Below are 25,548 nucleotides of genomic sequence, written 5' to 3'. Positions count from 1 at the left end.
CCGGGGTCGGAAGCGGCCGGTTCGCCGAATCCGTCCAGCGAAACGACCGTGCCGCCGATGCAGGTGGCGCCGCCCGCGCCCGGCGGGCTGCGCTTCCCGAGCATCCGGCTGCATTGATCGGACTTACATTCGTTACAGGCGGAAACGATTGAGTCGGTAGCGGTCGCGAACTTGCGCGTAAGCTACGGGCTCCAACCTCCGCATCGACTCACCCATGCAGGTCAAACTTATGAAGAAACTGTTCCTGATCCCCGTTTTCGCGGCGCTGTTCTCGTTCGGTAGCGCGGCGCATGCGCAAGTCGACCAGTCGAACCCGCAGGCGCTGATCAAGGGCGCGACGCAGCAGGTGCTCGATGAAGTGAAGCAGCAGACGATCAAGCAGGGCGACACGAACCGCATCATCTCGATCGTCAACAAGGACATCCTGCCGTACACGGATTTCCGCCGCACCACGCAGCTCGCGATGGGCCGCCACTGGCGCGAGGCGTCGCCGGCGCAGCAGCAGCAGGTGCAGGAGCAGTTCAAGCTGCTGCTGATCCGCACGTACTCGGGCGCGATCGCGCAGCTGAAGCCGGACCAGCAGATCCAGTACCCGCCGTTCCGCGCGAGCCCGGACGACACCGACGTCGTGGTCAAGACGGTCGCGATGAACAATGGCCAGCCGGTCCAGATCGACTACCGCCTGTACAAGACGCAGCAGGGCTGGAAGGTGTATGACCTGAACGTGCTCGGCGCGTGGCTGATCCAGACATACCAGCAGCAGTTCAACGAGAAGATCCAGCAAAGCGGCGTCGATGGCCTGATCCAGTTCCTGTCGCAGCGCAACCAGGAGCTTGCCGCGAGCAAGCAGGCATCGTGAGCGGCTTCGAAGCCGGCTCCTCGCTGACCCACGCGAGCGCGAAGGCCGCGCTCGCGGCGGGTCTCGCGCAGATCGGCGCGGGCGCAACCGCCGTCGACTGCGTGGCGCTCGCGGAATTCGACTCGTCCGCGCTCGCCGTGCTGCTCGCATGGCAGCGTGCCGCGCGCTCGCGCGGCGCGACCCTCGACATCCAGAACATCCCCCCGAAGCTCGCCAGCCTCGCGCAGGCGTACGGCGTCGACACGCTCATCAACGGGCGACATTGACGCTCACTCGCTGATCCGCGCCGCGCCCGCTGCCGGGTGCCGGCTCCGGATGGCCGTCCCCGATGGCCGTCTCCTCCCGTCGGTTTGCCCTATAATCAAGCGTTTTGCGGGGCTGCCAATCGGCCCCCTTTTTCTTTCGCAGCAAGCACAGAATAGGCGTCGCGGCCGTTGCGCCGCGCACAGTCATGTCAGCCATAGAAATCCGTCACGTCAAGAAGCGCTACAAGTCGCTTCAGGCGCTCAAGGGCGTCAGCCTGTCGGTCGAAGAAGGCGAGTTTTTCGGTCTGCTTGGCCCGAACGGCGCAGGCAAGACCACGCTCATCAGCATCCTCGCGGGGCTCGCCCGGGCCGACGAAGGCAGCATCTCGGTGCGTGGCCACGACGTCGTCAAGGACTTCCGGGGCGCGCGCCGCGCGCTTGGCGTCGTGCCGCAGGAGCTCGTGTTCGACCCGTTCTTCACGGTGCGCGAAACGCTGCGGATCCAGTCCGGTTACTTCGGGCTGCGCCACAACGACGACTGGATCGACGAAGTGATGGCCAATCTCGACCTGACCGAGAAGGCCGACGCGAACATGCGCGCGCTGTCGGGCGGGATGAAGCGCCGCGTGCTGGTCGCGCAGGCGCTCGTGCACCGGCCGCCGGTGATCGTGCTCGACGAGCCGACCGCCGGCGTCGACGTCGAGCTGCGCCAGACGCTGTGGAAATTCATCTCGCGGCTGAACCGTGAAGGCCACACGATCGTGCTGACCACCCACTACCTCGAGGAAGCCGAGTCGCTGTGCGACCGCATCGCGATGCTGCGCCGGGGTGAAGTGGTCGCGCTCGACCGCACCGATGCGCTGCTGCAGCGCTTCGCGGGGCTGCAGCTGTACCTGCGCGTCGCGGGCGGCTCGCTGCCCGTCGAGCTGCGCGCACTGGAGACCGATCCGGCCGCCCGCGCGCCCGGCGAGCACCTGCTGCGGCTCGCGAACTACGACGAGGTCGAGCGGATCCTCGCGTTGTGCCGCACCGCGGGCTGCTCGTTCGACGAAATCGAGGTCAGGAAGGCCGACCTCGAGGATGTGTTCGTCCAGGTGATGAACGGGGCCGAGGCGATCGAGGGTCTGGCATGAGCGGTTTTCAAACGCTGTTCTATAAAGAAATCCTGCGCTTCTGGAAGGTGTCGTTCCAGACGGTGCTCGCGCCCGTCGTCACGGCGCTGCTGTACCTGACGATCTTCGGCCACGCGCTGACGGGCCGCGTCCAGGTGTATCCGGGCGTCGAGTACGTGAGCTTCCTCGTGCCGGGCCTCGTGATGATGAGCGTGCTGCAGAATGCGTTCGCGAACAGCTCGTCGTCGCTGATCCAGTCGAAGATCACCGGCAACCTCGTGTTCATGCTGCTGCCGCCGCTGTCGTACCGGGACATCTACGGCGCGTACGTGCTCGCGTCGGTCGTGCGCGGGCTCGCGGTCGGCACGGGCGTGTTCGTCGTAACGGTCTGGTTCGTCCCGATGCAGTTCGCGGCGCCCGTGTTCATCCTCGCGTTCGCGCTGCTCGGCTCGGCGATACTCGGCACGCTCGGCCTGATCGCCGGGATCTGGGCCGAGAAGTTCGACCAGCTCGCCGCGTTCCAGAACTTCCTGATCATGCCGCTGACGTTCCTGTCCGGCGTGTTCTATTCGACGCATTCGCTGCCGCCCGTGTGGCGCGAAATCTCGCGTCTCAACCCGTTTTTCTACATGATCGACGGCTTTCGCTACGGGTTCTTCGGCGCGTCCGACGTCAACCCGCTCGCGAGCCTCGCGATCGTCACCGGTTTCTTCGTGCTGCTCGCGCTGTTCGCGATGCGGCTGCTCGCGACCGGCTACAAACTGCGTCATTGAATGAAACGGCCGCCGCCCGCGGCGCACGCGGCCCTTCGGGGCAGCGTGACGCCGGGGGCGGCTGGCGCGTACCGACAGGAGCATCACCATGTTGCCGACTCCCGAACAGGTCAAGCAATACATCGCGGGCGGGCTCGCCTGCACGCATCTGGAAGTCGAAGGCGACGGCCAGCACTTCTTCGCGACGATCGTGTCGCCGGCGTTCGAGGGCAAGCGGCCGATCCAGCGCCACCAGCTCGTCTACGCGGCGCTCGGCGATCGCATGAAGCAGGAAATCCACGCGCTCAGCATGAAGACGCTGACGCCCGCCGAATGGCAGAACGCATAACCGGAAACACTGAGTGCAAGTCACCGTCAACGAGCGCGACGCCGTCGAGAGCGTCGCCACGGCACACCCGGCCGGCAATCGGGATACGCAGGGACACGGGATGGACAAGCTCGTGGTCGAGGGTGGCCGCCGGCTGTCTGGCGAGATCGTCGTGTCGGGTGCGAAGAACGCGGCATTGCCGATTCTGTGCGCGAGCCTGCTCACGGCCGATCCGGTCCACCTCGACAACGTGCCGAACCTGCAGGACGTCCGCACCACGCTGAAGGTCCTGAACCAGATGGGCGTGAAGAGCGAGATGACGGGCAGCCACGTGCAGCTCGACGCGTCGCGCGTCGACAACCTCGTCGCGCCGTACGAGCTCGTGAAGACGATGCGCGCGTCGATCCTCGTGCTCGGGCCGCTGCTCGCACGCTTCGGCGAGGCGAAGGTATCGCTGCCGGGCGGCTGCGCGATCGGCGCGCGGCCGGTCGACCAGCACATCAAGGGCCTGCAGGCGATGGGCGCCGAGATCAGCATCGAGCACGGCTTCATCGAGGCGCGCGCGAAGCGGCTGAAGGGCGCGCGCATCGTCACCGACATGATCACGGTGACGGGTACCGAGAACCTGCTGATGGCCGCGACGCTCGCCGACGGCGAGACGGTGATCGAGAACGCCGCGCGCGAGCCTGAAGTGAGCGATCTCGCGCACCTGCTGGTCGAGATGGGCGCGAAGATCGACGGGATCGGCACCGACCGGCTCGTGATCCAGGGTGTCGAGCGGCTGCACGGCGCGCGCCACGCGGTGATTCCGGACCGCATCGAGGCCGGCACGTTCCTGTGCGCGGTCGCGGCCGCAGGCGGCGACGTGACGCTGACGGGCGTGCGCCCGCACATCCTCGACGCGGTGATCGACAAGCTGCGCGAGGCCGGCGTGTCGATCGAGGAAGGCGGGCACTGGCTGCGCGTGAAGATGGAACGCCGGCCGTCCGCGGTGACGATCCGCACGTCCGAATACCCGGCGTTCCCGACCGACATGCAGGCGCAGTTCATGGCGCTGAACTCGGTCGCGACGGGCACCGCGCAGGTCGTCGAGACGATCTTCGAGAACCGCTTCATGCACGTGCAGGAGCTGAACCGGCTCGGCGCGAACATCACCGTCGACGGCAACACCGCGCTCGTGACGGGCGTCGACAAGCTGTCGGGCGCGAAGGTGATGGCGACCGACCTGCGCGCGTCCGCGAGCCTCGTGATCGCCGGCCTGCGCGCCGACGGCGAGACGCTCGTCGACCGCATCTATCACCTCGACCGGGGTTACGACCGGATGGAAGCCAAACTGACTGCGGTCGGCGCGAACGTGCGCCGGATTGCCGGGAGCCTTGCATGAACGCGCCGCTGACCCCGCCGTTGAACCAGCCGTTGACCCTCGCGCTGTCGAAGGGCCGGATTTTCGAGGAAACCCTGCCGCTGCTCGCGGCTGCCGGCGTGCACGTGGCCGAGGATCCGGAAACGTCGCGCAAGCTGATCCTGCCGACGACCGACGCGAACCTGCGCGTGATCATCGTGCGCGCGAGCGACGTGCCGACCTACGTCGAATACGGCGCGGCCGACTTCGGCGTGGCCGGCAAGGACGTGCTGCTCGAGCACGGCGGCTCGGGCCTGTACCAGCCGATCGACCTGAACATCGCGCGCTGCCGGATCTCGGTCGCGGTGCCCGCGGGCTTCGACTACGCGAACGCGGTGCGCCAGGGCGCGCGCCTGCGCGTCGCGACGAAGTACGTCGAGACGGCGCGCGAACACTTTGCCGCGAAGGGCGTGCACGTCGACCTGATCAAGCTGTATGGCTCGATGGAGCTCGCACCGCTGGTCGGCCTCGCCGATGCGATCGTCGACCTCGTCAGCTCGGGCGGCACGCTGCGTGCGAACAATCTGGTCGAGGTCGAGGAGATCATGCCGATCTCGTCGCGCCTCGTCGTGAACCAGGCTGCGCTGAAGCTCAAGCGCACGGCGCTCAAGCCGTTCCTCGACGCGTTCGAACGCGCGTCGCTGGGCGGCGCGTAAGCGCACACCGAAACGGAACCCTCCATGTCCATCACCATCCGCAAACTCGATTCGACGAGCGAAGGCTTCGGCGCCGCGCTGCGTGCGGTGCTCGCGTTCGAGGCGAGCGAAGACGAAGCGATCGAGCGCTCGGTCGCGCAGATCCTCGCCGACGTGAAGTCGCGCGGCGACGCCGCGGTGCTCGACTACACGAACCGCTTCGACCGGCTGAGCGCCGGCAGCGTCGCCGCGCTGGAGCTGCCGCAGGACGCGCTGCAGACGGCGCTCGACGGCCTCGAGCCGAAGGCCCGTGCGGCGCTCGAGGCGGCCGCGGCACGCGTACGCGCGTACCACGAGAAGCAGAAGATCGAGTGCGGCAGCCATAGCTGGCAGTACACGGAGGCGGACGGCACGGTGCTTGGCCAGAAGGTCACGCCGCTCGACCGCGTCGGCCTGTACGTGCCGGGCGGCAAGGCCGCGTATCCGTCGTCGGTGCTGATGAACGCGATTCCCGCTCGCGTCGCGGGCGTCGGCGAGATCGTGATGGTCGTGCCGACCCCGGACGGCGTGAAGAACGACCTCGTGCTCGCCGCGGCGCTGCTCGGCGGCGTCGACCGCGTGTTCACGATCGGCGGTGCGCAGGCGGTGGCTGCGCTCGCGTACGGCACCGAGACCGTGCCGGCCGTCGACAAGATCTGCGGGCCCGGAAATGCGTACGTCGCGTCGGCGAAGCGCCGCGTGTTCGGCACGGTCGGCATCGACATGATCGCCGGGCCGTCGGAGATCCTCGTGCTGTGCGACGGCACGACCGATCCGCAATGGGTGGCGATGGACCTGTTCTCACAGGCCGAGCACGATGAGCTCGCGCAGTCGATCCTGCTGTGCCCGGACGCGTCGTTCATCGAGCGCGTCGAGAAGGCGATCGACGAGCTGCTGCCGACGATGCCGCGCCAGGACGTGATCCGCGCGTCGCTCGAAGGGCGCGGGGCGCTGATCAAGGTGCGCGACATGGCAGAAGCGTGCAGGATCGCGAACGACATCGCGCCCGAGCACCTCGAGATCTCGGCGCTGGAGCCGCAGCAGTGGGGCAAGCAGATCCGCCACGCGGGCGCGATCTTCCTCGGCCGCTACACGAGCGAGAGCCTCGGCGACTACTGCGCCGGCCCGAACCACGTGCTGCCGACGTCGCGCACCGCGCGCTTTTCGTCGCCGCTCGGCGTGTACGACTTCATCAAGCGCTCGAGCGTGATCGAAGTCAGCGCCGAAGGCGCGCACACGCTCGGCGAGATCGCGTCCCAGCTGGCGTACGGCGAGGGGCTGCAGGCGCATGCGAAGAGCGCCGAGTACCGGATGAAGGGCGCGGGGCGACTGGGCAACTGAGCGCCGGCGAGCCTTGCACGGGACCCGCGTCAGCGCTGAAGGGCCGACGCGGGCCGACGGGGAGACCACGGGCAGGGCGGCAGCCGCCGCCTTGCCGATTTGATGCCGGCGCGATGCACGCCGGCTTGCACACCATGACGACGCCACAAGACATCATCCGCCGGGACGTGCTCGCGATGACGAGCTACCCGGTGCCGGACGCGAGCGGGTTCGTGAAGCTCGACGCGATGGAAAATCCGTACCCGCTGCCGGCGCCGCTCGCGGCGGCCCTCGGCGAACGCCTCGCGCAGGTCGCGCTGAACCGCTATCCGGCGCCGCGCCCCGCCGCGCTGCTCGACAAGCTGCGCCACGCGATGGGCGTGCCCGCCGCGTGCGACGTGCTGCTCGGCAACGGCTCCGACGAGATCATCAGCATGCTGTCGGTCGCGTGCGCGAAGCCGGGCGCTAAGGTGCTCGCGCCGGTGCCGGGCTTCGTGATGTACGAGATGTCGGCGAAATTCGCGCAGCTCGAGTTCGTCGGCGTGCCGCTCGCGGCCGACCTGACGCTCGACGTCGACGCGATGCTCGCGGCGATCGCCGAGCACCAGCCTGCGCTCGTCTACCTCGCCTACCCGAACAACCCGACCGGCACGCTGTACGACGACGCGGGCATCGAGCGGATCATCGCGGCCGCGCAGCGCAGCCTGATCGTGATCGACGAGGCGTACCAGCCGTTCGCCGAGCGCAGCTGGATGTCGCGCGCGGCGGAGTTCGACAACGTCGTCGTGATGCGCACGGTGTCGAAGCTCGGCCTCGCGGGCATCCGCCTCGGCTATCTGGTCGGGCTGCCCGCATGGCTCGCGGAGCTCGACAAGGTGCGCCCGCCGTACAACATCAACGTGCTGACGCAGGCGACCGCCGATTTCCTGCTCGACCACCTCGACGTGCTCGACGCGCAGGCGGCAGAACTGCGCGCCGAACGCGCGCGCCTCGCGCAGGTGGTGGCCGCGCTGCCGGGCGCGACGGTGTTCCCGAGCGCCGGCAATTTCCTGCTGGTGCGCGTGCCGGACGCGGCCGCCGTGTTCGACGCGCTGCTCACCGAGCGGGTGCTCGTCAAAAACGTGAGTAAAATGCACCCATTGCTGGCCGAATGCGTGCGGCTGACCGTCGGTTCTCCCGATGAAAACGCCCGCCTGCTGGCCGCATTGAAACTCGCGCTGCCCGGTCACGCCTGACGGCGCCGCGGCGCGGAAACGATCAATCCCCATTTACATCGACTCAGTCAAGGAATTGCCATGCGTGTGGCGGAAGTCGTTCGCAATACCAGCGAAACGCAGATCCGTGTGAAGCTCAATCTCGACGGCACCGGCCAGCAGAAGCTCGCGACCGGCGTGCCGTTCCTCGACCATATGCTCGACCAGATCGCACGACACGGTCTGTTCGACCTCGACGTCGAGGCGCACGGCGACACGCATATCGACGACCACCATACGGTCGAGGACGTCGGCATCACGCTCGGCCAGGCGGTCGCGAAGGCGATCGGCGACAGGAAGGGCATTCGCCGCTACGGCCATTCGTACGTGCCGCTCGACGAGGCGCTGTCGCGCGTCGTGATCGACTTCTCGGGCCGGCCGGGTCTCGAATTCCACGTGCCGTTCACGCGCGCGCGGATCGGCACGTTCGACGTCGACCTGTCGATCGAGTTCTTCCGTGGCTTCGTGAACCATGCGGGCGTCACGCTGCACGTCGACAACCTGCGCGGGATCAACGCGCACCACCAGCTCGAGACGGTGTTCAAGGCCTTCGGCCGCGCGCTGCGAATGGCGGTGGAGCTCGACGAACGCGCGGCGGGGCAGATCCCGTCGACCAAAGGCAGCCTCTGAACTTCTGACGGGACGGAACGCCAAGGACAACCTCACGGCTTCGGTGCACTGCGCCGGCTTGCGATGGATCTGCTCAAATCGTTCATTTCGCTACTCGCGCTGATCAACCCGGTCGGCGCGGTGCCGTTTTTCCTGAGCCTGACCGCTCAGCAGACGGACGACGAGCGGCGTCGCACGATCCGGATCGCGTCGGTGTCGGTGTTCTGCGTGATCACGGTGACGACACTGCTCGGGCAGCAGATCATCGACTTCTTCGGCATTTCGGTCGGGTCGCTGGAGGTGGGCGGCGGGATCATCATGCTGCTGATGGCGATCAGCATGCTGAACGCGCAGGCCGGCAACACGCGCTCGACGCCGGAGGAGCGCCACGAAGCCGAGCAGAAGGACAACATCGCGGTGGTGCCGCTCGCGATCCCGCTGCTGACGGGCCCCGGCTCGATCAGCACGGTGATCATCTATGCGGCGAACTCGCGTCACTGGTATGACCGGGCGGGGCTCGTCGCGATCGGCGCGGTCCTGGCCTGCCTGTGTTTCGTTGCGATGCGGCTCGCCGAGCCGATCGCGAACTGGATCGGCCGCACCGGCATCAACATCGCCACGCGGCTGATGGGACTGATGCTGTCGGCGCTGGCGGTGGAATTCATCGTCAACGGACTGAGGGCGTTACTGCCTGCACTGAGATGAAAACTTCGATTGCGATTGTGGATTATGGGATGGGCAACCTGCGCTCGGTCGCGCAGGCGCTCAAGCAGGCCGAACCGGCCGCCGACGTGGCGATCGTCGACACGCCGGCCGCGATCCGCGCGGCCGACCGCGTCGTGCTGCCCGGCCAGGGTGCGATGCCGGACTGCATGCGCTGCCTCGGCGAATCGGGCCTGCAGGAAGCCGTGCTCGAGGCGTCGCGCACCAAGCCGCTGCTCGGCGTGTGCGTCGGCGAGCAGATGCTGTTCGACTGGAGCGCCGAAGGCGACACGAACGGCCTCGGCCTGCTGCCCGGCAAGGTCGTGCGCTTCGAGCTCGACGGCCGGCTGCAGGACGACGGCTCGCGCTTCAAGGTCCCGCAGATGGGCTGGAACCGCGTGCGCCAGTCGCAGCCGCACCCGCTGTGGGACGGCGTGCCGGACGACGCGTATTTCTACTTCGTGCACAGTTATTACGTGACGCCGGACAACCCGGCGCATACGGTTGGCGAAACGGTCTACGGTGCGCCGTTTACGTCCGCGGTCGCGCGGGACAATCTCTTCGCGACCCAATTCCATCCGGAGAAAAGCGCGGAAGTCGGGTTGCGTCTGTATCGCAACTTCGTACACTGGAAACCGTGAACGTGGGCGCGAGCCACGGTCGGCCGGCGCGAAACGCCTGTCGCATGGGGCTCTGAGCGCCGAAAGAGTTGTACTAAACTAGCGAGACCGCGCGGTACTGGAACGGCCAGTGTGCGCCCGGCTCTTTTTCTTTTCCCAGACGACAACCGATTGCTATGTTGCTGATTCCGGCCATCGATCTTAAAGACGGTCAGTGTGTGCGCCTTAAACAGGGCGATATGGACCAGGCCACGATTTTCTCCGAGAACCCCGCGGCGATGGCCCGCAAGTGGGTCGATCTCGGCGCCCGGCGGCTTCATCTCGTCGACCTGAACGGCGCGTTCGCCGGCAAGCCGAAGAACCTCGAGGCGATCGAGGCGATCCTCGAAGAAGTGGGTGACGAGATCCCCGTGCAGCTCGGCGGCGGCATCCGCAGCCTCGAGACGATCGAGAAGTATCTCGATGCCGGCCTGTCGTACGTGATCATCGGCACGGCGGCCGTGAAGGATCCGGGCTTCCTGCAGGACGCATGCACCGCGTTCGCGGGCAGCATCATCGTCGGCCTCGACGCGAAGGACGGCAAGGTCGCGACCGACGGCTGGAGCAAGCTGACGGGCCACGAGGTGATCGACCTCGCGCAGAAGTTCGAGGACTACGGCGTCGAATCGATCGTCTATACCGACATCGGCCGCGACGGCATGCTGCAGGGCGTCAACATCGAGGCGACCGTGAAGCTCGCGCAGGCGGTCGGCATTCCGGTGATCGCAAGCGGCGGCCTGTCGAACCTCAACGACATCGAGAAGCTCTGCGAAGTGGAGGGCGAGGGCGTCGAAGGCGTGATCTGCGGTCGCGCGATCTACTCCGGCGATCTCGACTTCGCGGCCGCGCAGAAACGCGCGGACGAACTGAACGGCGAACTCGACAACGCCTGATTCCGGCTGTCGTTCCTTCGCCCGGGGCGTTACCAGCCGGGCGCCCCTGGCCGGGCGTCCGTGGCCGGGCGTCCCTAGCCGGGTGCCCTTGGTCGGGCGCCCCCAACCGCGGCACTTAGTGCAACATCATGGCTCTAGCTAAACGCATCATCCCCTGTCTGGACGTGACTGCCGGGCGTGTCGTCAAGGGCGTCAACTTCGTCGAACTGCGCGATGCAGGCGATCCGGTCGAGATCGCCCGCCGTTATGACGAGCAGGGCGCCGACGAACTCACGTTCCTCGACATCACCGCGACGTCCGACCAGCGCGACCTGATCCTGCCGATCATCGAGGCGGTCGCGTCGCAGGTCTTCATCCCGCTGACGGTCGGCGGCGGCGTGCGTGCCGTCGAGGACGTCCGCCGCCTGCTGAACGCGGGCGCGGACAAGGTCAGCATGAACTCGTCGGCAGTGGCGAACCCGCAGCTCGTGCGCGACGCGGCCGACAAGTACGGATCGCAGTGCATCGTCGTCGCGATCGACGCGAAGCGCGTGTCCGCCGACGGCGAAGCGCCGCGCTGGGAAGTGTTCACGCACGGTGGCCGCAAGAACACCGGGCTCGACGCGATCGAGTGGGCGCGCAAGATGGCCGAGCTCGGCGCGGGCGAGATCCTGCTGACGAGCATGGACCGCGACGGCACGAAGTCGGGCTTCGACCTCGCGCTCACGCGCGGCGTGTCGGACGCGGTGCCGGTGCCGGTGATCGCGTCGGGCGGCGTCGGCTCGCTGCAGCACCTGGCGGACGGCATCAAGGAAGGCCGCGCGGATGCGGTGCTCGCGGCGAGCATCTTCCACTACGGCGAACACACGGTCGGCGAGGCGAAGCGCTTCATGGCCGACCAGGGCATTCCGGTGAGGTTGTGATGAGCACGGATAACGCAATGCCGGCGTGGCTCGACAAGGTCCGCTGGGATGACAACGGCCTCGTGCCGGTGATCGCGCAGGAAGCGTCGACGAACGATGTGCTGATGTTCGCGTGGATGAACCGCGAGGCATTGGCGAAGACGATCGAGACGCAGCGCGCGGTCTACTATTCGCGTTCGCGCAAGCGCCTGTGGTTCAAGGGCGAGGAGTCGGGCCACGTGCAGCACGTGCACGAGGTACGCCTCGATTGCGACGAGGACGTCGTGCTGCTGAAGGTCGAGCAGGTATCGGGCATCGCGTGCCACACCGGCCGGCATTCGTGCTTCTTCCAGAAATTCGAAGGCACCGTCGAAGGCGGCGACTGGGTCGCGGTCGAGCCGGTGCTGAAAGACCCCGAACACATCTACAAATGACGCAAACGACCGAAGACACGCTGCTGCGTCTCGCAGCCGTGATCGATAGCCGCAAGGGCGGCGATCCCGATCAATCGTACGTGTCGCGCCTGTTCCACAAGGGCGACGACGCGGTGCTGAAGAAGATCGGCGAGGAAGCGACCGAAGTCGTGCTCGCCGCGAAGGACGTGCGGCAGGGCGGCGCGCCGACCGCGCTGGTCGGCGAGGTGGCCGACCTGTGGTTCCATTGCCTCGTGATGCTGTCCCATTACGACCTGAGCCCGGCCGACGTGATCGCCGAGCTCGAGCGCCGCGAAGGGATGTCGGGCATCGAGGAAAAAGCGCTGCGCAAGCGTCGCGAGCGCGAGGAAAACGGCGGCTGACGCATTGCGGTGCGCGGCGGCGCTACACTGTAAGAATTGTCATCTAACGGGAGTAGCATCATGACCGATACGCCAAGCCAGTTTCCGCCGCCGTCCGTTTCGGGGGCAGCGGAAAGCGAGCGCCTGAACGGCCTGCGTACGCTGACCCACGTGCTGTACGGCCTCTATGCGTTGCACTGGCTGACGGGCGGCATCACCGGCATCATCGCGATCATCATCAACTACGTGAAGCGCGACGACGTGGCCGGCACGCCGTATGCCGATCATTTCGAGTGGCAGATCCGCACGTTCTGGCGCGCGTTGATCGCCTACGTGATCGGGTTCGCGCTTGCGTTCGTCGTCGTCGGTTTTGCTGTGATGTTTGCGACGTGGATCTGGACGCTGTACCGTATCATCAAGGGATGGCTGTACCTGAACGACAACAAGGCGCTCGATTCGCGCGCGTGGTTCTGACGCACGGCCGCGGCGAGCCCTTCAGGAGCAACATGAGTCACGATCCGAACTGCCTGTTCTGCAAGATTGCGGCAGGCGAAATTCCGAGCACGAAAGTGCACGAGGACGATGAGTTCGTCGCATTCCGCGACATCCGCCCGGCGGCCGAGACGCACGTGCTCGTGATTCCGCGCAAGCATCTGCCGACGCTGTCGGCGGCGGACGAAGCCGATGCGCCGCTGCTCGGCCGGATGATGGTGCTGGTCGCGCGGCTCGCCGAGCAGCTCGGCGTCGCATATACGGGCGGCGAAACCGGGTTCCGCACGGTGATCAATACGGGCCCGGGCGGCGGGCAGGAGGTGTATCACCTGCACGCGCATATCCTGGCCGGTCCGCGCCCCTGGCACCGGATGGGTTGACGGCGCGGGGCGTTTCCCGCGTCGATAGTCGAAGCCGGCGCATAGCCGGCGATTTGCGCCGCGAGCGGCAAGGTTGAGGAGAGTTTCATCATGGGTGGATTGAGCATTTGGCACTGGCTGATCGTGCTGCTGATCGTCGCGCTGGTTTTCGGCACGAAGAAGCTGCGCAACATCGGCAACGACCTCGGCAGCGCCGTGAAGGGGTTCAAGGACGGCATGAAGGACGGCGAAACGCCGGCCGATCCGCAGCAGCTGCCGCGTTCGGGCACGGTGGACGTCAACGCGAAGGAAACGACGCGTTCCGATTCGAACAAGGCATAACGTCGGCTTGCCGGCACGCTGACGGGCAATTTCCATGCTGGATCTCGGTCTTTCGAAGATGGCGCTGATCGGCGTCGTCGCGCTCGTGGTGCTCGGCCCCGAGCGCCTGCCGCGTGTCGCACGCACGGCGGGCGCGCTGTTCGGCCGCGCGCAACGCTATATCAACGACGTGAAGGCCGAGGTCTCACGCGAGATCGAGCTCGACGCGCTGCGCACGATGAAGAGCGATTTCGAGACGGCCGCACGCAACGTCGAGACCACGATTCACGACAACCTGCGCGAACACGAGCAGGATCTGAATACCGCGTGGAATTCGGCGGTCGGCGGCGCGACCGATTCGACCGGCGGCAGTGATGCGCCCGCTGCGCCGACCTGGCGCGGCAGTGGTGTCGCACTGACGCCGAAACGCCGTAACTGGCGGGTCAAGCAGACGGCGACGCCTGTCTGGTACAAGCGCACCACCACGCGCCGCACGCAGGTGCAGTCCGGCGCCGCGCGCGTCGCGCGCCACCAGCCGGCGAGCCTGCGCCGGCCGGCACGCTTCTTCTGAGTCGAGCGCATGCTCGCTCGTCAATCCAACCGAGGGCCGGTGTGAGCGACCCCCAACACAATCCGGCCGAAGCCCCGGAAGAAACCTTCATCTCCCATCTCGTCGAGCTCCGCGACCGCATCATCCGCGCGGGGCTGGCCGTGATCGTCGTGTTCCTCGGGCTCGTCTACTGGGCGCCGGACATCTTCCGGCTGCTCGCGCGGCCGCTGATGGAGAACCTGCCGAAGGGCGGCAAGATGATCGTCACGGACGTCACCGGCTCGTTCTTCGTGCCGATGAAGGTGACGATGCTCGTCGCGCTCGTGATCGCGCTGCCGGTCGTGCTGTACCAGATCTGGGCGTTCGTCGCGCCCGGGCTGTACCAGCACGAGAAGAAGCTCGTCGCGCCGCTCGTCGGCAGCAGCTACTTCCTGTTCCTGTGCGGGATGGCGTTCGCGTACTTCCTCGTGTTTCCGACGATCTTTCGCGTGATGGCGCACTACAACGCGCCGCTTGGCGCGGAGATGTCGACCGATATCGACAATTACCTGAGCTTCGTGCTCGGGATGTTCATCGCGTTCGGGGTGACGTTCGAGGTGCCGATCGTCGTCGTGCTGCTCGTCCGGATGGGCCTCCTGACCATCAAGAAGCTGAAGGAGATCCGTCCTTACGTGATCGTCGGCGCGTTCGTCGTCGCCGCGGTCGTCACGCCGCCGGACGTGTTTTCGCAGCTGATGCTCGCGTTGCCGCTGGTGCTGCTGTACGAGATCGGGATTGTCGCCGCACGGTTCTTCGTGCCGAAGCCGACGGAAGCCGAGGCCGAGAACGGCGAAGCCGCGAGCTGACGGCGGGCAGTGCGGCGCGGGCCGATACCAGCAAAAAGGGCAGCCGACGGCTGCCCTTTTTTCATGTCCGAAGCCCGCGGCGTGCCGCCCGTGGTGTCACTCCGAATCGCTGTCCTGCTCGTCGAGCGTCTGCTTCGGCGGCGGCGGGCGCTTGCCGATCACGACGTTCAGGTCGAACTCCTTGCCCTTGCGCACGACGTGCACCTTGGCCGTCGCGCCCGGCTTGATCTGCGCGACGACGTTGAGCAGCTTCGTCGTGTCGGTGATCTCGTCGCCGTTGACCGACACGAGGATGTCGCCCGGCCGGATGCCGGCCTTGTCGGCCGGCCCGCCCTGCAGCACGCCCGCGACGATCGCGCCGGACTTCTGCTGCAGCCCGAACGACTCGGCGATCTCCGGCGTCACGTCCTGCGGCTCGACGCCGATCCAGCCGCGCGTGACCGAGCCCGTCGTGATGATGCTCTCGAGCACCGTGCGCGCGGTCGACACCGGAATCGCGAAGCCGATCCCGAGCGAGCCGCCCGAGCGCGAGTAGATCGCCGTGTTGATGCCGAGCAGGTTGCCGTTCACGTCGACGAGCGCGCCGCCCGAGTTGCCGGGGTTGATCGGCGCATCGGTCTGGATGAAGTTCTCGAACGTGTTGATGCCGAGGTGGTTGCGGCCGAGCGCGCTGATGATCCCCATCGTCACCGTCTGGCCGACGCCGAACGGGTTGCCGATTGCGAGTACGACGTCGCCGACGCGTGACTGGTCCGAACGGCCGAGCGTGATCGTCGGCAGGTTCGTCATGTTGATCTTCAGCACCGCGAGATCCGTTTCGGGATCGCTGCCGATCACCTTCGCGGTGGCCGTGCGGCCGTCGGCGAGCGCGACTTCGATCTGGTCGGCGCCGTCCACGACGTGCTGGTTCGTTAGAATGTAACCTTCCGGGCTCACGATAACGCCGGAGCCAAGGTTGGCCGCGGGCTCGTCCTGCTGCTTGCGGGCGTTGCGGTCACCGAAGAAATAGCGGAAGAGCGGATCCTTCGCGCGCGGATCGGGCGGCAGCGAGCCGTCCTTGCTGGAGAACACGTTGACGACGGCCGGCATCGCCTTCTGCGCAGCGTCGGCATACGACGTGGTCGCGGGGGCGCCGCCGATGCCCGGGGCGACTTCCCGCAGTGCAACGATCGGCGTGGCGAGCTGCTTGCCGAGCTGTCCTTGCCGTTGCAGCCATTGCGGCTTGAGCGTCACGACGATGAACATCAGCGCGAGCAGCACCGTGACTGCCTGCGCGAAGAACAGCCAGAAGCGTCTAAGCATCTGAATGGACTAGAGGTTTATATGGATCGGATCGAACTCGAATTGTACTTGAACAATACCCTTGAAACCGCGCGGTTCAAGGACTATTGCCCGAATGGCCTGCAAGTCGAAGGCCGCCGCAAGATCGAAAAGATCGCGACCGGCGTGACCGCGTCGGCAGCGTTTCTCGAAGCGGCGATCGATTGGGGCGCGGATGCCGTGCTGGTCCATCACGGCTATTTCTGGCGCAACGAGGCGCCGCAGATCACCGGTCGCAAGTACCAGCGCCTGAAGCTGCTGCTCGCGAACGACCTGAACCTGTTCGCGTTCCACCTGCCGCTCGACGCGCATCCGGAATTCGGCAACAACGCGCAGCTCGGCGAGAAGCTCGGGCTGATCGGCGAAGCGCACTTCGGTGAAGGCGAGCTCGGCTGGATGGCCACGCTGCCGATGCCGGTGACGCTCGAGCACTTCGTCGCGAAGGTCGAGCGATTGCTCGGCCGCACGCCGCTCGTGCTCGGCGATCCGGAGCAGCAGCTGCGCCGCATCGCGTGGTGCACGGGTGCCGCGCAGAGCTATTTCGACGCGGCGATCGAGGCCGGCGCCGACGTGTTCCTGACCGGCGAGGTGTCGGAGCCCGTCACGCACGCGGCCGCGGAGAGCGGCGTCGCGTTCGTTGCGGCGGGGCACCATGCGACCGAGCGCTACGGAATCCAGGCGCTCGGCACCCATTTATCCGAGCATTTCGATCTCGAACACCTTTTCATCGATATCCATAACCCGGTCTGAGCGGTCGGTTTGCGGCGGCGCATCGCAAACATGCAATGAAGCGGGTGCTTAAAAGTGGTTTGATTTAATCACTCCGATAGTGGGGGAAAACCCTTGACTATCAAATACTTCGAAGGGATTTTCATCTCCGGGCCTTGTAAATGGCGACTCCATTCGAGCAAACTAGCGGCGGAATGGAAAGTCGAGACGGAAAATCCAACTCAGAAGTGGGGCGTGTGATGCGAGACAAGGAAGACAAGCGCGTCGACAGCGGCCGCCGTACCTGGCTGATTGCGACATCCGTAGCAGGTGGCGTTGGAGGCGTCGCCACCGTCGTACCGTTCGCGGCGTCGCTGGCGCCGTCGGCGAAAGCAAAGGCGGCCGGCGCGCCGGTCGAGGTCGACATCAGCGCGCTGAAGCCTGGCGAGATGATCACCGTGCCGTGGCGCGGCAAGCCCGTCTGGGTGCTGAACCGCACCGACGCGATGCTCGCCGACGTGGTCAAAGCCGACAAGGAAGTCGCCGATCCGACTTCCCAATCCCCGTATTCGATGCCGCTGCCCGCGTACTGCGCGAACGAATATCGCGCGCGGGCCGATCGCAAGAACATCCTCGTCGTGATGGCCGTGTGCACGCACCTCGGCTGCACGCCTTCCCAACGTTTCTCGCCGGGTCCGCAGCCGAACCTGCCGGACGACTGGCCGGGCGGCTTCCTGTGCCCGTGCCACGGTTCGACCTACGACCTCGCCGGCCGCGTCTTCAAGAACAAGCCGGCGCCGCAGAACCTCGACATCCCGCCCTACATGTTCACGTCAGCGACGACGCTCGTGATCGGCCGAGACGAGAAAGGAGAAGCGTAAATGGCGACGGAACACAACGAAGTCACGACGACAGGTCTCACCGGCTGGATCGACTCGCGCTTTCCGTGGACGGTCATGATCAAGAAGCACATGACCGAGTACTACGCGCCGAAGAATTTCAACTTCTGGTACTTCTTCGGCTCGCTCGCGCTGCTCGTGCTCGTCAACCAGATCGTCACCGGCATCTTCCTGACGATGAACTACAAGCCCGACTCGACGCTCGCGTTCGCGTCGGTCGAGTACATCATGCGCGAAGTACCGTGGGGCTGGCTGATCCGCTACATGCACTCGACGGGCGCGTCGATGTTCTTCGTGGTCGTCTACCTGCACATGTTCCGCGGGCTGATGTACGGGTCGTACCGCAAGCCGCGCGAGCTCGTGTGGATCTTCGGCTGCGCGATCTTCCTGTGCCTGATGGCCGAGGCGTTCTTCGGCTACCTGCTGCCGTGGGGCCAGATGTCGTTCTGGGGCGCGCAGGTGATCGTGAACCTGTTCTCGGCGATCCCGTTCGTCGGCCCGGACCTGTCGCTGTGGATCCGTGGCGACTATGTGGTGTCCGACGTCACGCTGAACCGCTTCTTCGCGTTCCACGTGATCGCGATTCCGCTCGTGCTGGTCGGCCTCGTGGTTGCGCACCTCGTCGCGCTGCACGAGGTGGGGTCCAACAACCCGGACGGCATCGAGATCAAGGCGAAGAAGGACGCGAACGGCATCCCGCTCGACGGCATCCCGTTCCACCCGTACTACTCGGTGCACGATTTCCTCGGCGTGTGCGGGTTCCTGATCGTATTCGCGCTGATCGTGTTCTTCTCGCCGGAAATGGGCGGCTACTTCCTCGAGTCGAACAACTTCATCCCCGCGAACCCGCTGCAGACGCCGCCGGAAATCGCGCCGGTCTGGTACTTCACCGCGTTCTACGCGATGCTGCGCGCGACCACCGACCCGTTCAAGATCGTGCTGATGATCGTGATTGCGGCGCTCGGCGTGCTCGCCCTTGTGCGCGCGCGCGGCAAGTGGAAGGTTGGCCTGCCGGTGCTGTCGGCGGCGATCGTCGTGTTCATGTACCTGACGGAATCGAAGTTCTGGGGCGTCGTCGTGATGGGCTCGGCGGTGGTGACCCTGTTCTTCCTGCCGTGGCTCGACCGCAGCCCGGTGAAGTCGATCCGCTACCGGCCGCTGTTCCACAAGGTGTTCCTCGGGATCTTCGTGGTCGTGTTCCTGACCCTCGCGTTCCTCGGCACGCGGCCGCCGTCGCCGGTCTCGACGATGATCGCGCAGTTGTGCGCGCTGATCTACTTCGCGTTCTTCCTCGGCATGCCGGTCTGGACGCCGCTTGGCACGTTCAAGCAGCCGCCGGAGCGGGTGCGCTTCAAGCCCCATTAACGTGAGCGAGGAGAGAACGACATGAAGAAACTGCTTTCGACACTCGCGCTGATCGGGGCGACCGCCTGTGCGCTGTTCGCGGCGCCGGTGCCGGCCGCGGAAGGTAATTTTCCGCTCGACCGGGCGCCCGATAACACGGAAAATCTCGTTTCGCTTCAGCATGGCGCGCAATTGTTTGTAAACTATTGCCTGAACTGCCACAGCGCGAACCTGATGCGCTACAACCGTCTGACGGATCTGGGCATTCCCCAGAAGGAGATCGAGCAGAATCTCCTGTTCACGACCGACAAGGTCGGCAACACGATGTCCGTCGCGATGCGGCCCGAAGACGCGAAGAACTGGCTCGGCGTGCCGCCGCCCGACCTGTCGGTCGAGGCGCGCGCGCGCAGCCGCGACTGGCTGTATACGTATCTGCGGAGCTTCTACCGCGACGATGCACGGCCGACCGGCTGGAACAACGCGGTGTTCGAGAACGTCGGCATGCCCCATGTGCTCTGGCAGTTGCAGGGGCAGCGCATCGCGAAATTCGAAGAAAAGACGGACGAGGAGACGGGCGAGAAGGTGCGCGCGCTCGTCGGCTTTCAGCAGGTGACCCCGGGGACGCTGTCGCCGGTGGATTATGATGCTGCTGTAGCCGACCTGGTGGCGTACATGACGTGGATGTCCGAGCCGGCCCAGCAGACCCGCAAACGCCTCGGCGTCTGGGTGCTGGTGTTTCTCGGTGTCCTGACTTTCCTGGCCTGGCGGCTCAATGCCGCGTACTGGAAAGATATCAAGTAATCACGCCTGACCGGCGTGGGGCCGGCGCAACGGGGAACCCGCAGGCGGGTTTCGTCGCGCGCCGGCCCTCGGCTTTTTTGAGGAAACGCAAACATGATGGTTCTGTATTCCGGCACAACTTGCCCGTTCTCCCAGCGTTGCCGGCTGGTGCTGTTCGAGAAGGGCATGGACTTCGAGATCCGCGACGTCGACCTGTTCAACAAGCCGGAAGACATCTCGGTGATGAACCCGTATGGCCAGGTGCCGATCCTCGTCGAGCGCGACCTGATCCTGTACGAATCGAACATCATCAACGAGTACATCGACGAGCGCTTCCCGCACCCGCAGCTGATGCCGGCGGATCCGGTGCAGCGCGCGCGTGCGCGCCTGTTCCTGCTCAACTTCGAGAAGGAACTGTTCGTCCACGTCAGCACGCTCGAGAACGAGAAGGGCAAGGCGGCCGAGAAGAACCACGAGAAGGCACGTCTCGCGATCCGCGACCGCCTGACGCAGCTCGCGCCGATCTTCGTGAAGAACAAGTACATGCTCGGCGAAGAGTTTTCGATGCTCGACGTCGCGATCGCGCCGCTGCTGTGGCGTCTGGATCACTACGGGATCGAGCTGTCGAAGAACGCGGCGCCGCTGATGAAGTATGCGGAACGGATCTTCAGCCGTCCGGCGTATATTGAAGCACTGACGCCGTCCGAAAAGGTCATGCGTCGTTAATGGCGTGACGAAGGGCATGACGGAGCGGGTCGCGCGCAGCGTCGCGCGACCCGCTCCGGTTCGAGGATTGTGATGCAAGAGATTTCAACGAAACCTTATCTGCTGCGCGCGTTGTACGAGTGGTGCACCGATAACGGTTACACGCCGCACATCGCGGTGAGGGTCGACAGTTCGACGCGCGTGCCGCGTCAGTTCGTGCGTGACGGCGAGATCGTGCTCAACATCAGCTTCGAGGCGACGAGCCAGCTGCAGATGGGCAACGAATGGATCGAGTTCACCGCGCGGTTCTCCGGCAAGGCGCACAAGCTCGAGATTCCGGTTGCCAACGTGCTCGCGATCTATGCGCGCGAGAACGGGCAGGGAATGGCGTTCCAGGTCGATGCGGTCGCGGGCGAGGGCGAGGATTCGGGCACGTTTGATGACGAAGCCCAAGCGGACGAACCGCAAGGTGACGATCACGGCGCATCGGCGGGGCTCACGGCCGTGACCGACAACGGCGCGAACGAGGAACCGTCGGAAGGCGCGGACGAACCGCCGAAGTCGGACGGTGATGGAGCGAAGGGCAGCAGACCTCGCCTCAAGATCGTGAAATGAGGTAGAATCTCGGGCTTACGCCGGCTTAGCTCATCTGGTAGAGCAGTTGATTTGTAATCATCAGGTGGCGGGTTCGAGTCCTGCAGCCGGCACCATATCTGACAAGGGGTTACGCGATGTTTGCGTAGCCCCTTCGCGTTTTCAAAATCCCTCGTGTTTTCAACCAGCGTCAGTGAGTCGGCTTGACCTACCGCCGTACGCTGCGCATGTAGCGGGCTGTTATGTCTTGTTCGCTACGAGTACCAGTCAGGATGAGGCTGGTTAGAGGGCGGTACACGTGCAGTTGTAGCACCTCCCCACCTGTGTAATGACCCAGCGAAACCTGCACAGGTTAAGCGGCTAAAGCGAATGCCTCAGCCGGCGTCTTCATCTTCAGCGCCTGGTGGGGTGGTCAATGACTGTAGAGCTGGATCCAGTCGCCTCAGGCCGTTCCGCTGTGCAGCCTTGGCGTCTTGTGCAACTCGACCCAGAAACCGTTCAGTTGGTCATCGGGCACGTTGAACCGGCGCAGCCAACCTTCCGTCGCTACGGCCGTATTTAACAGAGGTGCAGTACTGTCCAGTGTCCCGTCTTGCAGGGTATCGACGGCATCCGCGATGATCGGCTGCAGCGCGCGGTTCAGAATGACGTACGCGGCGGGCGGCGATACTGGTATGCCCGGTCCATTGGACACGCCGGACTCCGGTGCGACGCCGGCTTGAATGATCAGGCCGCCATTCCCCAGCGGAAGACGGGCGAACCAGTCTGGCGGGAGTCCGAGCGATGATGCGCCGCCGACAGCCTCGACGAGGTCTCCGTCGAGCGCATTCAGCCAGTCAACGGTCTTGATCCTTGTGTAGAGCTTGCGGACGGTCGAGCGCATTGGATCGCCGACGTCGATACCAGGCCCGAAGCGGCGCGCGTAGAAATACTCGCTGGCTTCGTTCGGCCGCCGCCCCATCGGAGGCACGTTCACGGCTAGCCCGCCATGGCCGCTGACCGTCGGTAGCGCTTCAGCGAACGCGCGGAACATCGCTTCGAATACGCCGGGGCGGTGCGCGATAAATGCGCGCGGTACCGTGAAAGCCAGTCCGTCGAGCCCGCGTTTCCGCGCTGCCTTCTTTTCGCTAAGCGCGAACACCGTGAACTCATAGAATCCGGTGGCGAGCTTATGTTCGGCGCTGGTCATCGCGACTGCAAGGGCCTCATCAGCGGGGACGCTCGCCGCGAGGCTTTCGAATCCCGGAGCCTTGTCGTACTGGATCGGCTCTTCTCCCTCGGAATAGAACCAACGCAGCGGCCCGGACTTCGACGGCGTCTGACCAGCAGCTACTTCGAGCGCGTGCTGATACTCCTCGATCGCCGCGCTGTACCGCTTGAAGCAGCGCACCAGCGCTTGCCGAACCTCGGTGGTGAAACCGTTGCGGAAGTAGAGCACGCCCCGTACTACAAGGGCGGCACCAGTGATCCCTTTTTGGTGCGCGGGCTCGTAAAGCCCGAAGGGCACGGTGTCCGCGCGGCGCGGATCTTTGGCCCAAGCTTCAATTTCGTCGTTCGTCATGGCGTCAAAGCGGAAGCGGGAATGCCGGTGGCGGGAAAGAAGGCGCGGGCGGGAGCGGCGGGCCCCCGGGCGCGCTGCTGCTGCCGCCGAACAAGTCGTCAAACTCGGATTGTCGCGCGGATTGCTTCGAGCGCGATGTTTCCTTCTGGCCGTCGTCGTCACCGCATCCGCAATCGGCTGCGCCGAGGTGGACAAACTTCGACGGGCTGCCCGCGATTTCGATGTAGTCGTCTTCCTGGTCAGGGCCGTAGCTGTCGCCGGGGAATTTCATTTCTACGACGGTCTTGATATTCGATTGCACGGGAGGTTTCGACGGGTCGTTCACGATCACGACATCGGGGCGGCGAACGTCGCCTTTCTCGTATTTTTTGCCCTTGCTGGGCCACACGTCCTTGATCCACTGGCGAATGCCCGTGTTGGGCTCCAGCGGATCGTCATAGTCCATGATTGGCTCGGGCGGATCCGTCGTCATATCGTACGGTTGTTCTGGGCGGTATTCCGTTGGGACGCCCATTTGCATCTTCGATACTTCATTCGGCAGTCCAAGGCGCATCTCGACGCATCGTTGACGCTGGATGGTCCCGGCCTTCGTCGCGACGCCGATCCGCCTGCACTCGCAGAACGTGTGACACAGAACCTTTCGGTCTTTCGCGGAGAGTTTGGCGGCGCTTAAGCCAACCTGCGTTGTCTGGCCACTCGTGCTTGAGCCCCCAGTTGATGACCCCGGGGAATAGCGGCCGATCATGCGTCGCTCCCGGGTTGCTGGAACGACAGCGATGCAGCTTGGTGACTGCTGATCCAATCAGTATGGCCGCTCGCGTCCGTCGTGCCTTGGATCGTTTGACCGTCCGCCGATGTCACCGTATATGGGTGATTCGGGATCGGTACGCGTGTCTTGTCGTCGATGAGCTGGAAGCGGCCGCGATATGCGCCATCGTCTTGCGCGGTCGTCTGCGTGATTACACTTTTGCCGGCGCCGACCGATCTGCCCGCGCCCGAGGTCGGCTCTACCGTTGCCATGCCTTGTGATGCGATCAGCGTCGCACCGCATGCAGTCTTGTCGCCCTCGGTCGCCACAGCGCGGCCGCCGAACGTCATGCTGCGAACTCGGACGCCGATGATCGGGTAGACGCCGCTGCACTTGGGACACGACACCATGTCACCTTCGAGCGCGAGCGGCTTGCCGAAGACGATGTTGGTCGACGTGCAGGCGAGCACTCGACCGCCGTGCGAAGTCATATCACCTTCCCGAATGAACGCAGAGCTCATGCCGAATCCTCTGTAGAAATTGTGCGAGGACTGTAGCACGCACCGAATAAGGGTAACCACCCTGTCAATGTTGCCGGGAGAGTTCGCAGATGTGCGGTGCGGTATAGCTTTCAACCCTCCCAAGTCACTTTTCACTGATCACAAGACCAGTGTTTACGGTTGCCTCTTGGAGGGCTGCGGCACGAGTGTAGGCGCACCGGCCCCCGTCGCTTCTGCCTGAAGTCATCAACCGGCGGCCCAAACTACTTTGCGACCTCGAGGCGTACTACGGCACGGCTTCCCGTCGCTTCGGCGTAGCGGGACAGCGTGCGCAGCGACGGCATCGTGCGACCACTTTCCATGCGCACGATGGTCGATTGAGTCGTCAGCATCCGCTCGGCGACCTGTTCTTGAGTCAATCCAGCACGTACGGGCGCGGCGACGAGTTCGCGCGCAACGGCAAATTCCGGCGCTTGTGCGTCATACTTGGCTTGAGTAGCCGGGTCGACCTGCAGGCGGGTCGATCCGGCGGTGGCGGTTATGTGCCGCTCACGCCACGCATTCGCCCTTGGAGGCGCGAGCAGGAACTCGTCGTGTAGTTCGCCCCCGGCACGATCGGGGGCGGCGAGCCCGGCAGTTATATCCCTGGAAGATCAAACTGAAATCCTCTTTGCTGGATGCGCTCCATCACATGCCCCCTTACAAGCGGGTCCGCGCAATCCGGTGTGATGGAAATCTTCCTGCTGACGTGATTGATGGAGAGGTACACGCGCCCACCCGGTTCGAATCCGAACAGCTTGAAGTGCGCGTCGATCACTTCCATCCACGGCATGCAGGGCCGATCGGACCACATGACAGGGTCGGGTGAGTCTCGAAGCGGCAACCAAAGTGTGGTCTCCGGTTCATGTCGCTTTGAACGTGCTTTATGATTGGCGTCAGCCATGATCAACTCCTCGGTTGAGTTGGTGGTGGTCAGCGGGTCGTGAGTGTTGCAGCACTTACGGCCCGCGCTTCGTTTACTGCTTTTCTTTCCTCTTCTCTGCGATTTGATTCCTGACGATTAGCGCATCAAGTAACTCCCGTGCGAGTTCGCGGACACTTTCCGGCATCCTTGAGATTGTTTCGAACTGGTAGCGCAAGGCGTCGTCGGGCTCGCGTTCGTCGTCGTCGAAGACAATCGCATTAGCGCTGACCCCGAGCGTGATTGCCAGTCGGCGAACCCCATTCAGTGCATCTCGTTATACGCAAGTCCCGTCACCGTCGTCGTCACGCAATAGACGCATGGTTTCCGCAGCGATATGAACTTTCGTGAGTCCCTTCCAGATGGTCTCTGCGCCGGGTTCGCCGTCGCCCTTGCG

Annotated in this window: 33 protein-coding genes, 1 tRNA gene and 1 pseudogene; 29 read left to right on the top strand and 6 right to left on the bottom strand. The window is 65.0% G+C overall.

Going from position 1 to position 25,548, the window contains the following annotated elements; translation table 11 throughout:
• From G3N94_RS42660 to tatC, 22 genes and pseudogenes are all read left to right on the top strand, one after another.
• Positions 1–117: pseudogene (locus tag G3N94_RS42660) on the top strand (VacJ family lipoprotein); the annotation flags it as partial.
• A gap of 112 nt (positions 118–229) precedes the next feature.
• Positions 230–859: an ABC transporter substrate-binding protein gene (locus G3N94_RS28125; RefSeq protein WP_205795854.1), complete on the top strand. Its 630-nt coding sequence runs from the start codon at positions 230–232 to the stop codon at positions 857–859.
• A complete protein-coding gene (locus G3N94_RS28120) occupies positions 856–1,125 on the top strand; it encodes an STAS domain-containing protein (RefSeq protein ID WP_205795849.1) in 270 nt (89 codons plus the stop codon). Before G3N94_RS28125 ends, G3N94_RS28120 begins: the two co-directional genes overlap by 4 nt.
• A 185-nt stretch (positions 1,126–1,310) precedes the next feature.
• A complete protein-coding gene (locus G3N94_RS28115) occupies positions 1,311–2,237 on the top strand; it encodes an ABC transporter ATP-binding protein (RefSeq protein WP_205795847.1) in 927 nt (308 codons plus the stop codon).
• Positions 2,234–2,989 (top strand): ABC transporter permease, encoded by a 756-nt coding sequence (locus G3N94_RS28110; protein ID WP_205795845.1) that lies wholly within the window; start codon positions 2,234–2,236, stop codon positions 2,987–2,989. The genes G3N94_RS28115 and G3N94_RS28110 overlap by 4 nt, the downstream gene beginning before the upstream one ends.
• Positions 2,990–3,077: 88 nt before the next feature.
• Positions 3,078–3,317, top strand: a complete 240-nt coding sequence (locus G3N94_RS28105; RefSeq protein ID WP_006406983.1) for a BolA family protein — start codon at positions 3,078–3,080, stop codon at positions 3,315–3,317.
• A gap of 13 nt (positions 3,318–3,330) precedes the next feature.
• Positions 3,331–4,680, top strand: a complete 1,350-nt coding sequence (gene murA, locus G3N94_RS28100) for a UDP-N-acetylglucosamine 1-carboxyvinyltransferase (RefSeq protein WP_205795843.1) — start codon at positions 3,331–3,333, stop codon at positions 4,678–4,680.
• A gap of 20 nt (positions 4,681–4,700) precedes the next feature.
• Entirely contained in the window at positions 4,701–5,354 is a 654-nt protein-coding gene (gene hisG / locus G3N94_RS28095) for an ATP phosphoribosyltransferase (RefSeq protein ID WP_205795852.1), read from the top strand.
• Positions 5,355–5,378: 24 nt separating this feature from the next.
• Positions 5,379–6,713, top strand: coding sequence for a histidinol dehydrogenase (gene hisD, locus G3N94_RS28090; protein ID WP_205795841.1), 1,335 nt, complete (start codon positions 5,379–5,381; stop codon positions 6,711–6,713).
• 134 nt (positions 6,714–6,847) lie between these two features.
• Entirely contained in the window at positions 6,848–7,927 is a 1,080-nt protein-coding gene (hisC, locus tag G3N94_RS28085) for a histidinol-phosphate transaminase (RefSeq protein ID WP_205795840.1), read from the top strand.
• A 60-nt stretch (positions 7,928–7,987) separates the two neighbouring features.
• Positions 7,988–8,575, top strand: a complete 588-nt coding sequence (hisB, locus tag G3N94_RS28080; protein ID WP_205795838.1) for an imidazoleglycerol-phosphate dehydratase HisB — start codon at positions 7,988–7,990, stop codon at positions 8,573–8,575.
• A 63-nt stretch (positions 8,576–8,638) separates the two neighbouring features.
• On the top strand, positions 8,639–9,259 hold the full coding sequence (locus G3N94_RS28075) for a YchE family NAAT transporter (protein WP_205795836.1): 621 nt from the start codon (positions 8,639–8,641) through the stop codon (positions 9,257–9,259).
• Complete coding sequence (gene hisH, locus G3N94_RS28070) at positions 9,256–9,897, top strand: imidazole glycerol phosphate synthase subunit HisH (protein ID WP_205795834.1); 642 nt, start codon at positions 9,256–9,258, stop codon at positions 9,895–9,897. The genes G3N94_RS28075 and hisH overlap by 4 nt, the downstream gene beginning before the upstream one ends.
• A 155-nt stretch (positions 9,898–10,052) precedes the next feature.
• Positions 10,053–10,808, top strand: coding sequence for a 1-(5-phosphoribosyl)-5-[(5-phosphoribosylamino)methylideneamino]imidazole-4-carboxamide isomerase (gene hisA, locus G3N94_RS28065; RefSeq protein ID WP_205795832.1), 756 nt, complete (start codon positions 10,053–10,055; stop codon positions 10,806–10,808).
• Between the two features lie 128 nt (positions 10,809–10,936).
• The gene (gene hisF, locus G3N94_RS28060; protein ID WP_205795830.1) at positions 10,937–11,710 is read left to right on the top strand and encodes an imidazole glycerol phosphate synthase subunit HisF; all 774 of its coding nucleotides are present in this window, start codon (positions 10,937–10,939) and stop codon (positions 11,708–11,710) included.
• Positions 11,710–12,123: a phosphoribosyl-AMP cyclohydrolase gene (gene hisI / locus G3N94_RS28055; RefSeq protein WP_059778492.1), complete on the top strand. Its 414-nt coding sequence runs from the start codon at positions 11,710–11,712 to the stop codon at positions 12,121–12,123. The genes hisF and hisI overlap by 1 nt, the downstream gene beginning before the upstream one ends.
• On the top strand, positions 12,120–12,485 hold the full coding sequence (locus tag G3N94_RS28050; protein ID WP_084900054.1) for a phosphoribosyl-ATP diphosphatase: 366 nt from the start codon (positions 12,120–12,122) through the stop codon (positions 12,483–12,485). Before hisI ends, G3N94_RS28050 begins: the two co-directional genes overlap by 4 nt.
• Before the next feature lie 60 nt (positions 12,486–12,545).
• Positions 12,546–12,938, top strand: coding sequence for a hypothetical protein (locus G3N94_RS28045; protein WP_205795828.1), 393 nt, complete (start codon positions 12,546–12,548; stop codon positions 12,936–12,938).
• A 32-nt stretch (positions 12,939–12,970) separates the two neighbouring features.
• A complete protein-coding gene (locus G3N94_RS28040; protein ID WP_124599364.1) occupies positions 12,971–13,336 on the top strand; it encodes a histidine triad nucleotide-binding protein in 366 nt (121 codons plus the stop codon).
• 90 nt (positions 13,337–13,426) lie between these two features.
• The gene (gene tatA / locus G3N94_RS28035) at positions 13,427–13,657 is read left to right on the top strand and encodes a Sec-independent protein translocase subunit TatA (protein ID WP_205795826.1); all 231 of its coding nucleotides are present in this window, start codon (positions 13,427–13,429) and stop codon (positions 13,655–13,657) included.
• A gap of 34 nt (positions 13,658–13,691) precedes the next feature.
• Positions 13,692–14,207, top strand: a complete 516-nt coding sequence (gene tatB / locus G3N94_RS28030; protein WP_205795824.1) for a Sec-independent protein translocase protein TatB — start codon at positions 13,692–13,694, stop codon at positions 14,205–14,207.
• Between the two features lie 41 nt (positions 14,208–14,248).
• The gene (gene tatC, locus G3N94_RS28025) at positions 14,249–15,031 is read left to right on the top strand and encodes a twin-arginine translocase subunit TatC (protein ID WP_205795823.1); all 783 of its coding nucleotides are present in this window, start codon (positions 14,249–14,251) and stop codon (positions 15,029–15,031) included.
• 96 nt (positions 15,032–15,127) lie between these two features.
• Here tatC and G3N94_RS28020 read toward each other — a convergent pair whose 3' ends face one another.
• On the bottom strand, positions 15,128–16,333 hold the full coding sequence (locus G3N94_RS28020) for a Do family serine endopeptidase (RefSeq protein ID WP_205795821.1): 1,206 nt from the start codon (positions 16,331–16,333) through the stop codon (positions 15,128–15,130).
• A 21-nt stretch (positions 16,334–16,354) separates the two neighbouring features.
• Here G3N94_RS28020 and G3N94_RS28015 point away from each other — a divergent pair, with 21 nt between their 5' ends.
• The 7 genes from G3N94_RS28015 to G3N94_RS27985 all read left to right on the top strand — a co-directional run bounded on the left by G3N94_RS28015 (position 16,355) and on the right by G3N94_RS27985 (position 21,497).
• Positions 16,355–17,101: a Nif3-like dinuclear metal center hexameric protein gene (locus G3N94_RS28015; protein WP_205795819.1), complete on the top strand. Its 747-nt coding sequence runs from the start codon at positions 16,355–16,357 to the stop codon at positions 17,099–17,101.
• Between the two features lie 218 nt (positions 17,102–17,319).
• Positions 17,320–17,940: a ubiquinol-cytochrome c reductase iron-sulfur subunit gene (gene petA / locus G3N94_RS28010; protein ID WP_205795808.1), complete on the top strand. Its 621-nt coding sequence runs from the start codon at positions 17,320–17,322 to the stop codon at positions 17,938–17,940.
• A complete protein-coding gene (locus G3N94_RS28005) occupies positions 17,941–19,323 on the top strand; it encodes a cytochrome bc complex cytochrome b subunit (protein WP_205795806.1) in 1,383 nt (460 codons plus the stop codon).
• A gap of 21 nt (positions 19,324–19,344) precedes the next feature.
• Positions 19,345–20,103 (top strand): cytochrome c1, encoded by a 759-nt coding sequence (locus tag G3N94_RS28000; protein WP_205795804.1) that lies wholly within the window; start codon positions 19,345–19,347, stop codon positions 20,101–20,103.
• 93 nt (positions 20,104–20,196) lie between these two features.
• A complete protein-coding gene (locus tag G3N94_RS27995) occupies positions 20,197–20,808 on the top strand; it encodes a glutathione S-transferase N-terminal domain-containing protein (protein WP_006400565.1) in 612 nt (203 codons plus the stop codon).
• Between the two features lie 72 nt (positions 20,809–20,880).
• Positions 20,881–21,402 carry a ClpXP protease specificity-enhancing factor gene (locus G3N94_RS27990; RefSeq protein ID WP_205795802.1) on the top strand — a complete coding sequence of 174 codons (522 nt, stop codon included), beginning with the start codon at positions 20,881–20,883 and terminating at the stop codon, positions 21,400–21,402.
• Between the two features lie 19 nt (positions 21,403–21,421).
• A tRNA-Thr gene (locus G3N94_RS27985) sits at positions 21,422–21,497 on the top strand.
• 326 nt (positions 21,498–21,823) lie between these two features.
• Here G3N94_RS27985 and G3N94_RS27980 read toward each other — a convergent pair.
• The 5 genes from G3N94_RS27980 to G3N94_RS27960 all read right to left on the bottom strand — a co-directional run bounded on the left by G3N94_RS27980 (position 21,824) and on the right by G3N94_RS27960 (position 25,133).
• Positions 21,824–22,942, bottom strand: coding sequence for a DUF3396 domain-containing protein (locus G3N94_RS27980; protein WP_205795800.1), 1,119 nt, complete (start codon positions 22,940–22,942; stop codon positions 21,824–21,826).
• A gap of 4 nt (positions 22,943–22,946) precedes the next feature.
• The gene (locus G3N94_RS42655; protein ID WP_277398574.1) at positions 22,947–23,456 is read right to left on the bottom strand and encodes a VRR-NUC domain-containing protein; all 510 of its coding nucleotides are present in this window, start codon (positions 23,454–23,456) and stop codon (positions 22,947–22,949) included.
• 227 nt (positions 23,457–23,683) lie between these two features.
• Entirely contained in the window at positions 23,684–24,211 is a 528-nt protein-coding gene (locus G3N94_RS27970) for a PAAR domain-containing protein (RefSeq protein WP_205795796.1), read from the bottom strand.
• 242 nt (positions 24,212–24,453) lie between these two features.
• Entirely contained in the window at positions 24,454–24,609 is a 156-nt protein-coding gene (locus G3N94_RS42650) for a helix-turn-helix transcriptional regulator (RefSeq protein WP_241022109.1), read from the bottom strand.
• A 218-nt stretch (positions 24,610–24,827) separates the two neighbouring features.
• Positions 24,828–25,133, bottom strand: a complete 306-nt coding sequence (locus G3N94_RS27960; protein ID WP_205795856.1) for a hypothetical protein — start codon at positions 25,131–25,133, stop codon at positions 24,828–24,830.
• Between the last annotated feature and the right edge of the window lie 415 nt (positions 25,134–25,548).

Origin of the sequence: Burkholderia sp. Ac-20353, from assembly GCF_017104785.1 — a bacterium.
Taxonomy (GTDB): Bacteria; Pseudomonadota; Gammaproteobacteria; order Burkholderiales; family Burkholderiaceae; genus Burkholderia.
Note: the sequence above shows the minus strand (reverse complement) of the source record. Positions and strands in the feature narration are given on the sequence as shown.